Annotated in this window: 17 protein-coding genes, 1 pseudogene and 1 riboswitch; of the genes and pseudogenes, 10 read left to right on the forward strand and 8 right to left on the reverse strand. The window is 53.8% G+C overall.

Annotated features, from left to right (window positions below; all coding sequences use genetic code 11):
- Positions 1 to 40: 40 nt before the first annotated feature.
- Positions 41 to 1,951, reverse strand: a complete 1,911-nt coding sequence (yoaA, locus tag L2097_RS09785; RefSeq protein ID WP_085005983.1) for a DNA repair helicase YoaA — start codon at positions 1,949 to 1,951, stop codon at positions 41 to 43.
- Between the two features lie 110 nt (positions 1,952 to 2,061).
- Here yoaA and L2097_RS09790 point away from each other — a divergent pair, with 110 nt between their 5' ends.
- Positions 2,062 to 2,406: a RidA family protein gene (locus L2097_RS09790; protein ID WP_047370856.1), complete on the forward strand. Its 345-nt coding sequence runs from the start codon at positions 2,062 to 2,064 to the stop codon at positions 2,404 to 2,406.
- Between the two features lie 35 nt (positions 2,407 to 2,441).
- On the opposite strand, the gene L2097_RS09795 is transcribed toward L2097_RS09790, so the two are convergent.
- Positions 2,442 to 3,494 (reverse strand): DUF7716 domain-containing protein, encoded by a 1,053-nt coding sequence (locus tag L2097_RS09795; protein ID WP_052958846.1) that lies wholly within the window; start codon positions 3,492 to 3,494, stop codon positions 2,442 to 2,444.
- Positions 3,495 to 3,515: 21 nt separating this feature from the next.
- Complete coding sequence (locus L2097_RS09800) at positions 3,516 to 3,701, reverse strand: YoaH family protein (RefSeq protein WP_250352752.1); 186 nt, start codon at positions 3,699 to 3,701, stop codon at positions 3,516 to 3,518.
- A gap of 83 nt (positions 3,702 to 3,784) precedes the next feature.
- On the opposite strand from L2097_RS09800, the gene pabB reads away from it, so the two are divergent.
- The 3 genes from pabB to sdaA all read left to right on the forward strand — a co-directional run bounded on the left by pabB (position 3,785) and on the right by sdaA (position 7,276).
- Positions 3,785 to 5,146: an aminodeoxychorismate synthase component 1 gene (pabB, locus tag L2097_RS09805; protein ID WP_250352753.1), complete on the forward strand. Its 1,362-nt coding sequence runs from the start codon at positions 3,785 to 3,787 to the stop codon at positions 5,144 to 5,146.
- Positions 5,147 to 5,149: 3 nt separating this feature from the next.
- Positions 5,150 to 5,728 carry a CoA pyrophosphatase gene (locus L2097_RS09810; protein WP_250352754.1) on the forward strand — a complete coding sequence of 193 codons (579 nt, stop codon included), beginning with the start codon at positions 5,150 to 5,152 and terminating at the stop codon, positions 5,726 to 5,728.
- Between the two features lie 183 nt (positions 5,729 to 5,911).
- Entirely contained in the window at positions 5,912 to 7,276 is a 1,365-nt protein-coding gene (sdaA, locus tag L2097_RS09815; RefSeq protein WP_085005978.1) for an L-serine ammonia-lyase, read from the forward strand.
- Positions 7,277 to 7,283: 7 nt separating this feature from the next.
- Here the strand turns inward: sdaA and L2097_RS09820 are convergent, their stop codons facing one another.
- Entirely contained in the window at positions 7,284 to 7,565 is a 282-nt protein-coding gene (locus L2097_RS09820; RefSeq protein WP_229222378.1) for a hypothetical protein, read from the reverse strand.
- On the opposite strand from L2097_RS09820, the gene pdeD reads away from it, so the two are divergent.
- Complete coding sequence (gene pdeD, locus L2097_RS09825) at positions 7,467 to 9,002, forward strand: cyclic di-3',5'-guanosine monophosphate phosphodiesterase PdeD (RefSeq protein WP_250353156.1); 1,536 nt, start codon at positions 7,467 to 7,469, stop codon at positions 9,000 to 9,002. The genes L2097_RS09820 and pdeD overlap by 99 nt on opposite strands.
- A 5-nt stretch (positions 9,003 to 9,007) precedes the next feature.
- Here pdeD and yoaE read toward each other — a convergent pair whose 3' ends face one another.
- Positions 9,008 to 10,567 (reverse strand): CNNM family cation transport protein YoaE, encoded by a 1,560-nt coding sequence (yoaE, locus tag L2097_RS09830; RefSeq protein WP_085005976.1) that lies wholly within the window; start codon positions 10,565 to 10,567, stop codon positions 9,008 to 9,010.
- A 442-nt stretch (positions 10,568 to 11,009) separates the two neighbouring features.
- Between yoaE and manX the strand changes: the two genes are divergently transcribed.
- The 5 genes from manX (at position 11,010) to mntP (ending at position 15,156) form a co-directional block, all read left to right on the forward strand.
- Positions 11,010 to 11,969 (forward strand): PTS mannose transporter subunit IIAB, encoded by a 960-nt coding sequence (gene manX / locus L2097_RS09835; RefSeq protein WP_085005975.1) that lies wholly within the window; start codon positions 11,010 to 11,012, stop codon positions 11,967 to 11,969.
- Positions 11,970 to 12,029: 60 nt separating this feature from the next.
- Positions 12,030 to 12,830, forward strand: coding sequence for a PTS mannose transporter subunit IIC (gene manY, locus L2097_RS09840; RefSeq protein WP_047370864.1), 801 nt, complete (start codon positions 12,030 to 12,032; stop codon positions 12,828 to 12,830).
- Positions 12,831 to 12,842: 12 nt separating this feature from the next.
- Positions 12,843 to 13,697 carry a PTS mannose transporter subunit IID gene (locus tag L2097_RS09845; protein ID WP_047370865.1) on the forward strand — a complete coding sequence of 285 codons (855 nt, stop codon included), beginning with the start codon at positions 12,843 to 12,845 and terminating at the stop codon, positions 13,695 to 13,697.
- A 54-nt stretch (positions 13,698 to 13,751) separates the two neighbouring features.
- Positions 13,752 to 14,210, forward strand: a complete 459-nt coding sequence (locus L2097_RS09850; protein ID WP_250352755.1) for a DUF986 family protein — start codon at positions 13,752 to 13,754, stop codon at positions 14,208 to 14,210.
- A gap of 197 nt (positions 14,211 to 14,407) precedes the next feature.
- Positions 14,408 to 14,583, forward strand: a riboswitch (yybP-ykoY riboswitch).
- Between the two features lie 6 nt (positions 14,584 to 14,589).
- Complete coding sequence (gene mntP / locus L2097_RS09855) at positions 14,590 to 15,156, forward strand: manganese efflux pump MntP (RefSeq protein WP_047370867.1); 567 nt, start codon at positions 14,590 to 14,592, stop codon at positions 15,154 to 15,156.
- Here the strand turns inward: mntP and rlmA are convergent.
- The 3 genes and pseudogenes from rlmA to L2097_RS09870 all read right to left on the reverse strand — a co-directional run bounded on the left by rlmA (position 15,153) and on the right by L2097_RS09870 (position 16,486).
- Entirely contained in the window at positions 15,153 to 15,968 is an 816-nt protein-coding gene (rlmA, locus tag L2097_RS09860; RefSeq protein WP_085005973.1) for a 23S rRNA (guanine(745)-N(1))-methyltransferase, read from the reverse strand. The two genes, mntP and rlmA, sit on opposite strands and share 4 nt — an antisense overlap.
- A 151-nt stretch (positions 15,969 to 16,119) precedes the next feature.
- Positions 16,120 to 16,329, reverse strand: a complete 210-nt coding sequence (gene cspE, locus L2097_RS09865; RefSeq protein ID WP_001062678.1) for a transcription antiterminator/RNA stability regulator CspE — start codon at positions 16,327 to 16,329, stop codon at positions 16,120 to 16,122.
- A gap of 12 nt (positions 16,330 to 16,341) precedes the next feature.
- Positions 16,342 to 16,486: pseudogene (locus L2097_RS09870) on the reverse strand (DUF2627 domain-containing protein).
- Positions 16,487 to 16,577: the final 91 nt, after the last annotated feature.

Below are 16,577 nucleotides of genomic sequence, written 5' to 3' on the forward strand. Positions count from 1 at the left end.
AAAACAAAATGGCGCGCATATTAACACAGTCTGCGCCAAATTACTCCGCTGGCGAGGCCGCAAGAAACGCAACCGCGCGGCGGATATCCCGTGTGCGCGGCGAGGGCGGCAGGCTTGCCAGAAACACCGCGCCGTACGGACGCATCACCAGACGGTTGTCACAGATAACCAGCACGCCCCGGTCATCCACGTCACGGATTAAGCGTCCGACGCCCTGTTTCAGGGTAATGACCGCATCCGGAAGCTGGACTTCATCAAAGGGATCGCCACCGCGCAGGCGGCAGTCTTCCATGCGTGCTTTCAGCAGCGGATCGTCCGGCGAGGTGAACGGCAGTTTGTCGATAATCACCAGCGACAGCGTGTCGCCACGCACATCCACCCCTTCCCAGAAACTGCTGGTCGCCACCAGTAAGGCATTTCCTGCGGTAATAAACTGCTGTAACAACTGCCCTTTACTGGTCTCTCCCTGCAGCAAAACGGGCAGTGTCATGGTGGCGCGAAATTCCTCTGCAAGCCCGCGCATCATGGCGTGGGAAGTGCAGAGCATAAAGCAGCGGCCATTGTTGGCTTCAATGATCGGTTTGAGCATCGCCGCCAGCTGGCGCGCCGCACCCGGTTGGTTGGCCTGCGGCAGATTGCGCGGTACGCAAAGCAGCGTCTGGCGGGCATAATCAAACGGGCTGGGTAGCAGCAGCGTTCGCGCTTCATCAATGCCGAGGCGCGCGGTGAAGTGATGCAGATCGTCGTTCACCGACAGTGTCGCCGAGGTGAAAATCCAGCTACCACTTTTCTGCGCCATCACCTCTTTAAATTTGTCCGACACGGTGAGCGGCGTCAGCGCGAGGGTAAAGTGGCGCGAGGTGCACTCATACCAGTAGCTAAAACCGGGCAGATTGATCTCTTTCAGCCGTTTAAGCCGCGCGCGGTACGTCGTCGCACGCTCAAAGGCAGCATCGAGAATCGCCGAACGCCCGAGCGACAGTTTCGCCACGTCATAGCACAGCTCCAGCGCGTCATCGAGCAATAGCAGCGCCCGCTGGATGTGGGGGTCGGCCAGTAGTTCACGTAGGTTGCCGCGATACCCCGGCTCGCCGAGTTGCAGGCGGAAATCCTGCGCACTCTGCGCCAGCCTGTCGGCGCATTTTTGCAGCTGCTGGGTATCACGTAGTTCGGTGCGATAGGCGATGGTGAAGTCTTTGGCTAAGTCCAGTAACTGCCGGCTGGAGATCGACTGGCCGAAATACTGGCTGGCAATATCCGGGAGCTGGTGCGCTTCGTCGAAGATCATCACTTCGGCTTCCGGGATCAACTCACCAAAGCCGCTCTCTTTCACCACCATATCGGCCAGGAACAGGTGATGGTTGACCACCACCACATCGGCATCCATCGCTTTTTTACGCGCCTTCACCACAAAGCAGTCTTTGTACATCGGGCAGTCGCTGCCCAGACAGTTGTCATTGGTACTTGTCACCAGCGGCCAGGCGGCAGAATCTTCCGCCACGCTGACACAGGTGCTGATGTCGCCATCTTTGGTCTGATTTGACCAGGAACGCAGCAAAATCACGTCGCTCAGAGTTTGTACCGGCAGATCGCCCCCCGCCAGCGCCTGTTGTTCCAGACGTTCGATGCAGAGATAGTTCGAACGCCCTTTGAGCAGTGCGGTATGGCCGGTAAATTCGAGGGCTTTTGCCACTGTCGGCAAGTCGCGGCTGTAAAGCTGATCCTGCAGGGCTTTGGATCCCGTTGAGATGATCACTTTTTTGCCGGAGCGCAACGCCGGGGCCAGATAGGCGTAGGTTTTCCCGGTCCCGGTGCCCGCTTCGACCACCAGCGGCTGCGTACGGGCAATCGCGTCACTGACGGCATGGGCCATCTGACGCTGTGGTTCACGGGGTTTAAAACCCGGTATCGCTTTGGCCAACTGACCGTCTGTTGCAAAATCGTCCGTCACACTGCCCCCACACTGGATAAATCGCCAGCGATTATGTCAGGGCATTGGGTTTTTCGCCAGTCTGTGGCAGTCTTGCGGGCAATCATAAGGAAAACCATGAGGAACAAAGAATGACCATTACCCGCATTGATGCTGACGCCCGCTGGTCTGACGCCGTTATCCATAATCAAACGCTCTACTATACCGGCGTGCCGGAAAATCTGGATGCCGACGCGTTTGAACAAACCGCCAACACCCTGGCACAGATTGATGCCGTGCTGGCCAAACAGGGTAGCGATAAGACGCGCATTCTGGATGCGACAATCTTTTTGGTGGAGAAAAGTGATTTCGCGGCGATGAACAAAGCCTGGGATGCGTGGGTGGTGGCTGGTCATGCACCTGTACGCTGTACGGTCCAGGCCGGGTTGATGAACCCGAAATATAAAGTCGAAATTAAAATTATTGCCGCCATCTGACAGAACGCATTCCGGCGCGCATCCCGCGTCGGAATTTATTCCATATCCAGAAAATCGTCGTACTCAAGATAATGGTTGAGTGCACGAATAATTTCGTCATCGCTGGCGTTAGGTTTTTGCTGAATAGCCAGTTCCACAACGGACTGAAAATGCTCGCCCATACAGGCGAAATGGCGGTAACGCCCCGTCGATGCTGCGGCTTCGTCGTCATCGCTGCCAGCCACATAGAGCACGTCGCCCGCCTGAAAAGCCCCGTCGCGCGTTGAATAGAGATCGTAATAAAGCGTTTTACCCTGTCCGGCCTTCACGCAGGCAATCAGCGCTTCAATGCCAATCGCCCTATTCAGCCGCAGGGTTTCCAGCACCGGGCCGGCAGGCGCAAAGGTAACGGTTGCGCCAGTGGCCAGTAATTCTCGCTCAAGCGGGCGCAAACGCAGGCGAAAATCCTCACCGACACAAATCGGTGGAGAGGCGACAAAACGCAGCGCATCTGCTAACGGTAAATTGAGCGTTTTTCTGAGGACGTGAACGACCTTGAGTTTCTGGGGGCCGATATCGGTTATGAGCAGTCGCCCCGCCTGCCAGTCCAGCGGATCCACATCCACGGCGTTATCGTCGTCATCATCACGCGCCTGCCTTGCTTCCCGAAGCTCAAGCCAGAACGGACTGTCCGGTTCGGTATGCGCATCAAGCAACGCCAGCACAGCCGCCTCATCGGCACGGCTTAATTGTTCTAAAAGAGTCTGAAAAGTGTGCAAGTCAGGCGCGATGCGTTCTGCCTGCCAGCAGCCAGCGCCGTGTGCGGCATAATAGACCGGGTAGCCGTCCGCCGCTTCGCCCAGATCGATAAAGAAAGGATCGTCCAGGCCATTAAGCGCCAGCAGATACCAGCCTGGTTGCCACATCCCGGGGGTGTCCGCTACCAGACTTTCTCCGGTGACGCCGTGCCAGCGAAAACCGCAATGCCACGCGTGCCATTGTTCTGGCTGTGGGTAGTGAAAAGGAAGCGTAAGGTCGCCGGGGATAACGGCCGCGGTGATAAACGCAAGGATCGCATCCGGTATCGTCTCAGGCATCGTGTTATCCATTCACCGCCTCCGGTAAGGGTATTATTCGTCTTCGTCTTCGTCTTCGAAGCGCGCCACAATACGTTCGCCCGTGTGGCTGACGCGCAGTTCATCTGCCACCTGAGAGATGGCCTGTCCACTGCTCATGCCCTGTGCCATTAATTCCTGGATGCGTTCGACCGCTTTTTGCTGCTGCTCATGGCTGAGGGAAGGTAAACCTGCAAACATCGTGAACTCCTGCTAAATTATGGGCGCTGATTATTTCATGCGCCGTGGCGATGCGCCAGCGATAGCGCAAAGAGCCAGGACTGATGAAGACGTTTTCCCCCAATGTTGTCCCCTTGCCGTGGCAGCCTGATGCCGCAGAACACTATTTTTCCCTGATAAATCATTTGCCATGGGCGATGCTGTTGCATTCAGGTCACGCGGATCACGCCTGCAACCGTTTTGATATTCTGGTTGCCGATCCTCTCTCGACGCTTGTCACACGGGGTGAACAGACCGTTATCACCGACGCTGAGGGAGAGCAACTATCCATAGACTGCCCGTTTACCCTGATGAAGCAGGCTATCGACAAAGCAGGGATTCGCCCGCAGGCTGACGATTTTCTGCCGTTTCAGGGTGGCGCGCTCGGTCTGTTCGGTTACGATTTAGGGCGCCGTTTCGAAAAACTGCCCTCCTTTGCGCAACAAGACATCTTACTGCCGGATATGGCGATAGGTATTTATGACTGGGCCGTGGTGGTCGATCACCACAAACAGCGCGTCACGCTATTGAGCTACCAGGATCCGCAGGCACGTCTGGCCTGGCTTAACGGCCAGACGCCGCCATCGGTCATCCCGTTTAGTCTGACCGCCCCCTGGCAGGCTAATATGACGCGCTCTGAATATGGTGAGAAATTTCGTCAGGTACAGGCCTGGCTGCACAGCGGCGACTGTTATCAGGTCAATCTCGCCCAGCGTTTTCAGGCACAGTATGTCGGCGATGAGTGGCAGGCGTTTTGCCATCTGAACCGCTCAAATCGCGCCCCATTCAGTGCGTTTTTACGCCTGGAAGAAGGTGCGATTTTAAGTCTGTCGCCGGAGCGGTTTATTCAGCTTTCGGATGATGTTATCGAGACACGCCCGATTAAAGGCACACTGCCGCGCCTGCCTGATGCGCAGGATGATGCGCAACAGGCGCAAAAGCTGGCCGCATCAACGAAAGATCGGGCCGAAAATCTGATGATTGTCGACCTGATGCGCAATGATATTGGTCGGGTGGCCGTGCCCGGTTCCGTACGCGTGCCGGAACTGTTTGTCGTCGAACCTTTCCCGGCGGTTCACCATCTGGTCAGTACCGTGACAGCAACGCTTCCTGCCGCGTTGCACGCCAGCGATGTGCTGCGCGCCGCGTTTCCGGGCGGGTCGATCACTGGCGCGCCTAAAATTCGCGCGATGGCGATCATTGATGAGCTTGAACCACAGCGGCGTAATGCCTGGTGTGGCAGCATTGGGTACATCAGTTTTTGCGGCGCCATGGACACCAGCATCACCATTCGTACCCTGACGGCGTGGGCGGGTCAGATATTCTGCTCAGCGGGGGGCGGGATCGTGGCGGACAGCAACGAAGAAGCGGAATATCAGGAAACGTTTGATAAAGTTAACCGTATCTTGCAGCAACTGGAGAGCTAAACCGTGGCGCAGCCAAACTTAACCCTGGATGACTTTCTCTCGCGTTTTCAGCTTTTACGACCCCAGCTACACCCCACAGCCGAACATGCGCGGCAGGCGGCAGTGCTGGTGCCGGTGGTGCGGCGTGAGCAGCCTGGGTTACTGTTAACACAGCGTTCGCCACGATTGCGAAAACACGCCGGGCAGGTGGCCTTCCCCGGCGGCGCCGTTGATGATACCGATGCCTCGCTGATTGCCGCGGCCCTGCGCGAAGCGCAAGAAGAGGTGGCGATACCGCCTGAGGCCGTTGACGTTATTGGCGTGCTCCCTCCCGTAGACAGCGTCACCGGATTTCGCGTAACGCCCGTTGTGGGGATCATTCCTCCCGACCTGCATTACCATGCCAGCGAAGACGAAGTGGCTTCGGTGTTTGAAATGCCGCTGGCGGAGGCGCTACGCCTGGGACGCTATCATCCCCTGGATATCCACCGCCAGGGCAATGCCCACCGGGTGTGGCTCTCCTGGTATCAGCATTATTTTGTCTGGGGTATGACCGCCGGCATAATTCGTGAACTGGCGCTGCAGGTGGGGCTTCGCCCTTGACTATACTTAGCATGAAGCATTCTTAAGACAGCGGAATGTGGCCGCGCGCTATTAGTAAAATCGAGGTTAGGCATTAGTTTAATTCATGTGAATAATTAAGCTGACCGCACGCTTCCCTCTTACACTATGCGCAGTTATTACATCGTTACTGGAACCTCTGGTAACCCTGTCAGGAGTGTTAATGTGATTAGTATATTCGACATGTTTAAGGTGGGGATCGGTCCCTCTTCCTCCCACACTGTTGGCCCGATGAAAGCCGGGAAGCAGTTCGTCGATGACCTGGTCGAAAAAGGATTACTGGAAAGCGTCACCCGCGTTGCGGTGGATGTTTATGGCTCACTGTCGCTGACAGGTAAAGGCCACCATACCGATATCGCCATTATTATGGGTCTGGCTGGCAATGAGCCGGCCACGGTAGACATCGACTCCATCCCGGCCTTTATCCGCGATGTGGAAAATCGGGGTCGCCTGCTGCTCGCTCAGGGCCGCCGGGAAGTGGATTTTCCACAGGATAATGGCATGCGTTTTCACAGCGACAATCTGCCGCTGCACGAAAATGCCATGAGCATCCACGCGTGGAATGGCGAGCGTGAAGTCTACAGCAAGACGTATTACTCCATCGGCGGCGGTTTTATTGTCGATGAGGAGCATTTTGGTAAAGAAGTGCTCAATGAAGTTACCGTTCCCTACCCGTTCAAATCCGCCAGCGATATGCTGAATTATTGCAAAGAGACCGGCCTGTCTCTCTCTGGCATGGTGATGCAAAACGAACTGGCGCTGCACAGCAAGCAAGAGATTGAAGCGTATTTCGGCCATGTCTGGGCGACTATGCGTGCCTGTATCGATCGTGGCATGAACACGGAAGGTGTACTCCCTGGCCCGTTGCGCGTACCGCGGCGCGCGTCAGCGCTGCGCCGGATGCTGGTTGCCAGCGATAAGCTGTCTAACGATCCGATGAACGTCGTGGACTGGGTCAATATGTTCGCACTGGCAGTTAACGAAGAAAACGCAGCGGGGGGACGTGTGGTCACGGCACCGACGAACGGCGCCTGCGGTATCGTTCCGGCTGTCCTTGCGTACTATGACCACTTTATCGAATCCGTCAGCCCGGATATTTATATCCGCTATTTCCTGGCCGCCGGGGCCATTGGCGCGCTGTACAAAATGAATGCGTCAATTTCCGGCGCTGAGGTGGGCTGCCAGGGCGAAGTGGGCGTCGCCTGTTCCATGGCGGCGGCAGGCCTTGCCGAGCTGTTGGGCGCCAGCCCGGAGCAGGTGTGTGTGGCAGCGGAAATCGGCATGGAACACAACTTAGGTTTAACCTGTGACCCGGTCGCAGGACAGGTACAGGTGCCTTGTATCGAGCGTAATGCGATCGCCTCCGTGAAAGCGATTAATGCCTCGCGGATGGCAATGCGCCGCACCAGCGCGCCGCGCGTCTCGCTGGATAAGGTTATCGAAACCATGTACGAAACCGGCAAAGATATGAACGCGAAATATCGCGAGACCTCTCGCGGCGGCCTTGCCATCAAAGTTCAGTGCGACTAATACCCGTTTATAGCCCTTCTACGACAGAAGGGCTAAATTCTCTGCCTTTTCTCATCGTCTTTCCGCTTTCCCAACTACACTTTCTTTGTTCTGGCAGAAATTCCAGGTCAGTGGCTTTTAAGGCGGTCACGGCATGCAAACAGCACAGAGAATTATAAAAAGCTATCGACGCAAAAGGCTGATCATTTGCATAGCCATGGCACTTATTACGCTCATTTGCACCCTTGCCGTCCGATTTATTTCGGAGCGCAATTTTAATCAGCAAAAAATCGTCGCGTTCACCTCCCATGCCGTCGAATCCTTCGACAAATTATTGCTCCCCCTCGAACTTCAGCGGGAGGTGGTCATGCCGCTTGTTGGCCTTCCCTGCGCCAGCGCGCATTTGTCATTACGTAAACAGGCTGCAAGCTTACAGACCGTGCGTTCAATCGGCCTGGTCAAGGACGGTATATTGTATTGTTCCAGTATTTTTGGAAATCGGGATATCCCAATCCACCAACTCCAGCCCGCATTACCGTCAACAAAGCCAGTTATGGTTCTTTCCACCGATCAGTCACTCCTGAAAAACAGCCCGGTAATGATTATGTGGTATCCCACCTCGGCAGATGGTCAGAGCGGCATCACGGAGGTGGTGAACATCGATTTACTGAGCAATTTAATGCTGGAGCCCGATGAACCCTTGATCACCTCTGCCAGCCTGAGTGTGGAGAACCGACATCTTGTCTATGGCCATGGCGTCACCAACAGCCTGCCGGCGCTGAACAATGAAGATCGCTTTCAACTCGCCTCCGGGCATTTCCCATTTGTTATCAGCGCAACCGGGCCTGGCGCAGGCACACTGGCTTTACGTCACCTGCCGTCGCAATTACCGCTGGCGCTCATGCTGAGTCTGCTGATTGGCTATCTTGCCTGGCTGGCGACGGCCAGTCGCATGAGTTTCTCCTGGGAGATCAATCTCGGCCTCGCCGCGCGCGAATTTGAGTTGTTTTGCCAGCCGTTGCTCAATGCCGACACCCAAAAATGCGTCGGCGTTGAGATCCTGCTGCGCTGGAATAATCCCCGTCAGGGCTGGATATCCCCGGAGGTCTTTATTCCTATTGCCGAAGAGCACCATTTGATCGCCCCGCTGACACGCTATGTGATGGCCGAAACGCAGCGTCAGCTGGGATTTTTCCCGGCGGACAGCCGGTTTCAGATTGGTATCAATGTTGCCCCCAGCCATCTGCGCCAGGGCGAATTACTCAAGGATCTTAATCTTTTTTGGTATAGCGCCAATCCCGTACAACAGCTCGTGATTGAAATTACCGAGCGCGATGCGCTGCAGGATGTGGATTACCGTATGGTGCGCGAACTCCACCGGAAAGGCGCCAAAATTGCCATCGATGATTTCGGCACTGGGAACAGTTCGCTGTCCTGGCTTGAACGGCTGCGCCCGGATGTGCTGAAAATCGATAAATCGTTCACGATGGCGATTGGCACGGATGCGGTGAACTCCACCGTAACAGATATGATTATCGCACTCGGTCAGCGTCTGAATATTGAACTGGTTGCGGAAGGGGTAGAAAACCCCCGCCAGGCGCAGCATTTGCGCCAGCAGGGGGTGCATATATTGCAGGGTTTTTTGTACGCCCGCCCCATGCCGATTAAAGAGTTTCCCCGCTGGCTGGCGGGATGGGCTTCCCCGCCGGCACGGCGTCGCGGCCTGATGATGCCGCTTATGCCATAGTGAGATTACTCTTCTTCGTCATGAAGCGTTCGCTCTTTAACAACACGTACCAGGTCGACACGATAATCGTTGGCTTCGATAACGCTGATATGCAGCGGCGCGAGCTCCAGCCTGTCGCCAGGACGGGGGATCTGACCATTAATGGCGATCACCAGCCCCGCTACCGTCGCAATATCCTCCTGGTCATTGACCAACGTATCCAGGCCAAGCGTGTGCTGGAGCGCATGCAAATCGGTGGTGCCTTTCACCAGCCAGCCATCGCCATCCGCGACGATTTCCGGGGTTTCATCTGCATCCGGGAACTCACCCGCAATCGCCTCCAGGACGTCCAGCGGCGTGACCAGCCCCTGCACTACGCCAAATTCATTGGTCACGATGACGAAGCTGCCGCGCGCACGACGTAACACAGCGAGCAGTTTGATCGGATCGAGCGTTTCCGGCACCACAATCGCCGGTGACTCAGAGGCCATGGCAGCCACATCCGTCCCCTCATCCAGTGCGACCAACATCTCTTTGGCGCGAACAATACCCAGTACTTCGTCGAGTTCACCACGGCAGACCGGAAACAGGCTGTGCGGCGAGGAGAGAAGCTGCTGGCGGATCTCTTCTACGCTCAGGTTGGCATCGACCCAGCTGATTTCACCGCGGGGTGTCATAATACTGCGCAGCGAGCGCGAGGCCAGCGTCAGTACGCCATTGATCATGTAGCGTTCTTCATCGGCAAACGCCCCTTCCGGCACCGGCACAGGCGACTGGTTATCGTTATCCTGTGTTTGGCTGGCCTGGCGTTTGCCCCCCATCAGACGCAAAATCGCATCGGCAGTCCGCGCACGCAGCGGCAGCGTCGACTGATGACGAATAAAGTTACGCCGCGCAATCTGGTTGAACAGCTCGATGATGATCGAGAAGCCAATCGCCGCATACAGATAGCCTTTCGGAATATGGAAGCCAAACCCTTCTGCCACCAGGCTTAGACCAATCATCAGCAGGAAGCTCAGACAGAGCACCACCACGGTAGGATGTTGGTTAACAAAGCGTGTCAGCGGTTTGGAGGCCAGCAGCATCACCGCCATGGCTATCACCACAGCCGCCATCATGACCGGGAGATGATTCACCATCCCGACCGCAGTAATCACCGCATCAAGCGAGAACACGGCATCAAGAATAACAATCTGTACTACCACCACCCAGAAACTGGCATATCCTTTACCTTGTCCTTCATCGTGCTGACGATTTTCCAGCCGTTCATGTAGCTCGGTCGTTGCTTTAAACAGCAGGAATATCCCCCCGAGCAGCATGATCAAATCACGGCCGGAGAAGGTGAAATCCCAGACGGAGAAGAGCGGTTTTGTCAGTGTTACCATCCAGGAGATGAGAGACAGCAGGCCTAAGCGCATCACCAGCGCCAGGGAAAGACCAATCAGGCGTGCTTTATCTCGCTGCTTTGGCGGCAGTTTATCGGCAAGGATCGCGATAAACACCAGGTTATCAATACCAAGAACGATTTCCAGAACGACAAGTGTCAACAACCCCGCCCATATCGAGGGGTCCATTAAGAATTCCATGGCAAGCTCCGGCTAAAGGCATGATGAGTCCGCGCGTAAGATTGCGCAGGCATAATGACAACAAGGGGGTTCAAGGATAAAGCATGGCTGGCGCAAACAGGCCAAAGGGGGAACTGACGTCGGTGACGGTCCATACGGCGGGCTACTGCCCTATACTCCTGATAATTTAAACGGATGCTAAACATATCAGAGAGACTTTGGATTTTGCAAAGATTTACCTGAATTTGCATTTTGAGAGATATTTTTCGCTTCGAAATTTCCCGTACGCTAAAGCTAAATTACGGATGTTCATCACATAAATTATTTTTTCACTATCTAAAATAATTCCCGGAAGTCTTAGTTTTTTCTCTCTAAGCCCTGTCTGAATCGATTCGGGCTGGTGGGGAGATTCCCAATACATCAGTTAATGATGTGTTAACGACAAAAACGAAGGAGGTAGCAAGTGACCATTGCTATTGTGATAGGCACACATGGTTGGGCTGCGGAACAGTTACTCAAAACCGCCGAAATGCTCCTGGGCGAGCAAGAAAACGTCGGTTGGATCGATTTCGTTCCCGGTGAAAACGCCGAAACGTTAATCGAGAAATACAACGCGCAGTTGGAAAAGCTCGATACACATCAGGGCGTGCTATTTCTCGTTGATACATGGGGTGGCAGCCCATTCAATGCTGCCAGCCGCATTGTCGTCGATAAAGAGCATTATGAAGTGGTGGCTGGCGTCAACATTCCTATGCTTGTAGAAACGCTGATGGCGCGTGACGACAACCCAACCTTTGATGAGCTGGTGGCGGTCGCTGTGGAAACGGGACGCGAAGGCGTGAAAGCGCTTAAAGCCAAACCTGTGGAAAAACCGACACCCATCGCGCCCCCTAAACCGGCGGCTCCCGTAAAACCGATGGGACCGAATGACTATATGGTCATTGGCCTTGCCCGTATCGACGATCGTCTGATCCATGGTCAGGTCGCTACACGCTGGACCAAAGAAACAAACGTGACGCGTATTATCGTCGTCAGTGATGAAGTTGCGGCGGATAACGTACGTAAAACGCTGCTTACACAGGTTGCGCCTCCCGGGGTGACGGCGCACGTGGTTGACGTTGCCAAGATGATCCGTGTTTACAACAACCCGAAATATGCGGGTGAGCGGGTGATGCTGTTGTTTACCAATCCTACTGACGTACTGCGCATTGTCGAAGAAGGGGTGAAAATCACCTCGGTTAACATCGGCGGCATGGCCTACCGGCAGGGGAAAACTCAGGTGAACAACGCGGTTTCGGTGGATGACAAAGACATTGCAGCCTTCAGGAAGCTCAATGAACGCAATATTGAGCTCGAAGTTCGCAAAGTTTCTAACGACCCGAAACTGAAAATGATGGATTTGATTAACAAGGCAGCGAAGTAATCGCGCCGGGTTGGTTGACTCAGTTTCACACTTACGTTTGTTTAGCATAGGAGAAGTACAATGGAGATTACCACTCTTCAGATTGTGCTGGTGTTCGTCGTCGCGTGTATTGCCGGTATGGAATCGGTACTCGATGAATTTCAGTTTCACCGTCCGTTAGTGGCCTGTACGCTGGTGGGTATCGTCCTGGGTGATATGAAAACCGGTATCATCATCGGTGGTACCCTGGAAATGATCGCTCTGGGGTGGATGAACATCGGTGCGGCGGTTGCCCCCGATGCCGCGCTGGCCTCTATCATTTCAACCGTTCTGGTTATTGCAGGACATCAAAGCATCGGCGCCGGTATCGCCCTGGCTATCCCGCTGGCGGCGGCAGGTCAGGTGCTGACCATCATCGTGCGTACGATTACCGTGGCATTCCAGCACGCGGCGGATAAGGCGGCAGAGAACGGCAACCTTACGGCATTGTCCTGGATCCATGTCTCTTCCCTGTTCCTGCAAGCAATGCGTATCGCTATCCCGGCCGTTATCGTTGCCATTTCTGTAGGGACCAGTGAAGTTCAGGGGATGCTGAATGCCATTCCGGAAGTCGTAACAAGCGGTCTGAATATCGCTGGCGGCATGATCGTGGTGGTTGGTTATGCGATGGTCATCAACATGATGCGCGCAGGCTATCTGATGCCATTCTTCTACCTCGGTTTCGTGACAGCGGCGTTTACTAACTTCAACCTTGTTGCGCTCGGTGTAATTGGTGCCGTAATGGCCATCCTCTATATCCAACTGAGCCCGAAATATAACCGCTCTGCTGGCGCGCCTGCACAGGCTGCTGGTAATAACGATCTCGATAACGAACTGGACTAACAGGTGAGCGAAATGGTTGATATGACGACTAAAACTACCACTGAGAAAAAACTCACTCCGGGTGATATTCGTGGCGTGTTCATCCGTTCTAACCTGTTTCAGGGTTCATGGAACTTCGAACGTATGCAGGCGCTGGGTTTCTGCTTCTCTATGGTACCGGCTATCAGACGCCTGTATCCAGAGAACAACGACGCGCGTAAACAAGCTATCAAGCGTCACCTGGAATTTTTTAACACCCATCCTTATGTGGCGGCACCGGTACTGGGCGTAACCCTGGCGATGGAAGAACAACGTGCAAACGGGGCAGAGATTGACGATGGTGCTATCAACGGTATCAAAGTCGGTCTGATGGGGCCATTAGCGGGCGTTGGCGACCCGATTTTCTGGGGTACCGTACGTCCGGTCTTCGCAGCACTTGGCGCGGGTATCGCCATGAGTGGCAGCCTGCTTGGGCCACTGCTGTTCTTCTTCCTGTTTAACCTGGTGCGTCTGGCAACCCGCTATTACGGCGTGGCGTATGGTTACCGCAAAGGTATCGATATCGTTCAGGATATGGGCGGCGGTTTTCTGCAGAAGCTGACGGAAGGGGCATCCATTCTCGGTCTCTTTGTCATGGGGGCGCTGGTCAACAAGTGGACGCACGTAAACATTCCGCTGGTGGTCTCGCGTATAACCGACCAGACCGGTAAACAAAACGTCACGACAGTGCAAACCATCCTCGATCAGTTGATGCCGGGTCTGGTTCCTCTGCTGCTGACTTTTGCCTGTATGTGGTTGTTACGTAAGAAAGTTAACCCGCTGTGGATCATCGTTGGCTTCTTTGTCATCGGTATTGTGGGATATGCAATTGGCCTGTTAGGTCTGTAATCTGTTGTGTTATAACCGGGGCCTTGCCCCGGTTTTTTATTCTCAGGAGGAACCATGACGCTTACGGACAGCATACTGATGTTGTTTATCGCCGCCCTGCTGGCATTTGCCATTTACGATGAACTTATCCTGCCCCGCCGTCACGGCGATACTCTGCTCGCCCTCCCCTTACTGCGCCGCAGCCGTGTTGATGCGACTATTTTTGTTGGCCTGCTGGTTATCCTTATTTACAACAATGTCACAAATAACGGTACGTCATTAACCACATGGTTATTATCTGCTCTTGCATTATTGGCCATTTATCTTTTTTGGATTCGTATACCCAAAATCATCTTCAAATCGCAGGGATTTTTCTTTTCCAGCGTCTGGATAGAATATAACCGTATTAAGGAGATGAATTTATCTGAAGATGGTGTACTGGTAATGCAATTAGAACAACGGCGCCTGCTTATCCGGGTAAAGAATATTGATGACCTGGAGAGGATATATAAATTATTTATTAATATTCAATAAATTACAGAAACCCTCCCGGCAATTTTTGATGTATATTAAATAAGCACAATTATAGCCTTTGCTATATTGCGATCGAGAAATTGCTCAAGATTTTAACGTAATATTCACCTATAAATCTAAATGTTAATCGTTATCAACTGGCAAATGGATTAATAATTCTCTGCTGTTGTTTTATATTCTCAAAATATGTTAAGGTTGCGCCCGTCGTTGGGGAGTAGCCGATTTCCGTTTACTGGAAATGTACGTGTCAACATACTCGTTGCAAAACGTGGCGCGTACGGACTGAATGCAATGCAGTCAGGCGAGACCATTGACACATCAACTGCTGTTTACTGGGGGCAGTGGTGTGTTATATGGAACTCCCGGTCAGGACGCTCGCATGAATTTATCCGCCACCATTCTTCTCGCCTTCGGCATGTCGATGGATGCCTTCGCTGCATCAATCGGTAAAGGGGCGACGCTGCACAAACCCAAATTCTCAGAAGCACTCCGTACTGGCCTGATCTTTGGCGCAATTGAAACCCTGACGCCGCTTATTGGCTGGGGCCTGGGGATGCTTGCCAGCCAGTTTGTGCTGGAGTGGAATCACTGGATTGCCTTTATTTTGCTGATCTTTCTTGGCGGGCGGATGGTGCTGGAAGGATTTCGCGGTGAAACCGACGAACAGACGCAGGCGCCCTGCCGTCACGGCTTCTGGTTGTTAGTTACCACCGCCATTGCCACCAGCCTTGATGCGATGGCTGTCGGTGTCGGCCTGGCATTTTTGCAAGTGAATATTCTGGCCACTGCGCTGGCGATTGGCTGTGCGACACTCATGATGTCCACACTCGGCATGATGATTGGGCGTTACATTGGCCCGCTGCTGGGCAAACGGGCGGAAATTCTTGGCGGTATTGTGCTTATTGGGATCGGTATTGAGATCCTCTGGTCGCACTTCGCGCCTTAATCAACGCGTTGCAGACAATGCAGGGTAAAATCGGTCTGGCAGATAAAGCGCTCTTTTGCTGCCAGTCTCTCCCGGACATCCGGTTTTGCCCGCCAGGCAAAGGGCGTCATTTGTAGTAACGCGACAGCCTCAGCCCCCGTTAATTCCATCTCATAGCTCAGCGATTGCTGCTCTACGACACGAAACCCTTCTATCTCACCCGTATCAGGCGTATGTAACTGCACTTCGCGGTAAATTAACCCTTTCAGCTCCATCAAATGGCGCGGCCCAGGCGCGGCGGTGATAACCCATCCACCCGGTTTTACCACACGTACCAGTTCTTCGGCTTTGCACGGCGCATAAATGCGTACGATAGCGTCAATGCTCTCATTCTGGAAAGGCAGGCGATGGCTGGAGGCAACGCAAAACATCACATCGGAGTAACGTTTTGCGGCTGCACGTATGGCCGCTTTTGAAACATCGAGTCCAAACATCCGGGCTTCTTTGCTCTGCGCTACGCCGGCAAAGGACCGGGTGTAGTACCCCTCCCCACAGCCAATGTCAAGTATTGCCTCTGCTGGCGCAGACAGGCGCATCTGTAGCTGTAGCGCGATCGCATCGCGCAGCGGCTGGTAGTGTCCGGCATCAAGAAATGCCCGACGCGCCTGCATCATTTCCGCGCTGTCACCCGGATCGCGCGAACGCTTGTGCTGTACGGGCAGTAGATTGACGTACCCTTCTTTTGCTATGTCGAACTGGTGGCGTTGTGAACATGAAAAACTCTGTTCGGAACGCGTTAAGGGGGCGTGACAAAGTGGGCAACTGAAGGGCATGGCAACTCCGTAACTCTTTAAAGGACGCAAGTTTACCGCCAATCATCGCATCGGGGAATGCGAAGCAGAAATTAAAAAGCCCCGCACAATGGCGAGGCTTTTCGCTGACATTGATACGCCGGTGGCGTCTCAAGTACCAGTGGTTTTGAAATTAGATAGCAGTTACGTTAACAGCTGCCGGGCCTTTCTGGCCGTCCTGAATTTCAAACTCAACGTTCTGGCCTTCGGCCAGAGTTTTGAAGCCGTTACCCTGGATTGCAGAGAAGTGTACGAATACATCTTTGCTGCCGTCAGCAGGAGTAATGAAACCAAAACCTTTGGACTCGTTGAACCACTTAACTTGACCTTTAATCTTTGCCATTTGCAATATTCCTTAATGTATATACTTCGCCCGTAGGCATTAACTGAGATAAAACTGAGACATTACTGCTTGAGGCACTAATATAAGGTTCGGCAGAGAAGCGGTATTCAACGATAACGTGTTTACTCAGGACTTCTTTACTGAAAATGCCACACATAAACAGAACTGTACCTCGTTTGACCCAAAACGTGTTATCACACACAACGTAAATTATGGCAAGCCATTTTTAAAAAGGCCTGGATCCGTCG

Origin of the sequence: Citrobacter sp. MNAZ 1397, assembly GCF_023613995.1 — a bacterium.
In the GTDB taxonomy this organism is placed as follows: Bacteria; Pseudomonadota; Gammaproteobacteria; order Enterobacterales; family Enterobacteriaceae; genus Phytobacter; species Phytobacter ursingii.

Coding starts and splice junctions, on each gene's coding strand:
- L2097_RS09790 (WP_047370856.1), top strand. CDS start 2,062: ATGACCATTACCCGCATTGATGCTGACGCCCGCTGGTCTGACGCCGTT.
- L2097_RS09795 (WP_052958846.1), bottom strand. CDS start 3,494: ATGGATAACACGATGCCTGAGACGATACCGGATGCGATCCTTGCGTTT.
- L2097_RS09800 (WP_250352752.1), bottom strand. CDS start 3,701: ATGTTTGCAGGTTTACCTTCCCTCAGCCATGAGCAGCAGCAAAAAGCG.
- pabB (WP_250352753.1), top strand. CDS start 3,785: ATGAAGACGTTTTCCCCCAATGTTGTCCCCTTGCCGTGGCAGCCTGAT.
- L2097_RS09820 (WP_229222378.1), bottom strand. CDS start 7,565: ATGGGAGGTGAACGCGACGATTTTTTGCTGATTAAAATTGCGCTCCGA.
- yoaE (WP_085005976.1), bottom strand. CDS start 10,567: ATGGAATTCTTAATGGACCCCTCGATATGGGCGGGGTTGTTGACACTT.
- manY (WP_047370864.1), top strand. CDS start 12,030: ATGGAGATTACCACTCTTCAGATTGTGCTGGTGTTCGTCGTCGCGTGT.
- L2097_RS09845 (WP_047370865.1), top strand. CDS start 12,843: ATGGTTGATATGACGACTAAAACTACCACTGAGAAAAAACTCACTCCG.
- L2097_RS09850 (WP_250352755.1), top strand. CDS start 13,752: ATGACGCTTACGGACAGCATACTGATGTTGTTTATCGCCGCCCTGCTG.
- mntP (WP_047370867.1), top strand. CDS start 14,590: ATGAATTTATCCGCCACCATTCTTCTCGCCTTCGGCATGTCGATGGAT.
- rlmA (WP_085005973.1), bottom strand. CDS start 15,968: ATGCCCTTCAGTTGCCCACTTTGTCACGCCCCCTTAACGCGTTCCGAA.
- cspE (WP_001062678.1), bottom strand. CDS start 16,329: ATGGCAAAGATTAAAGGTCAAGTTAAGTGGTTCAACGAGTCCAAAGGT.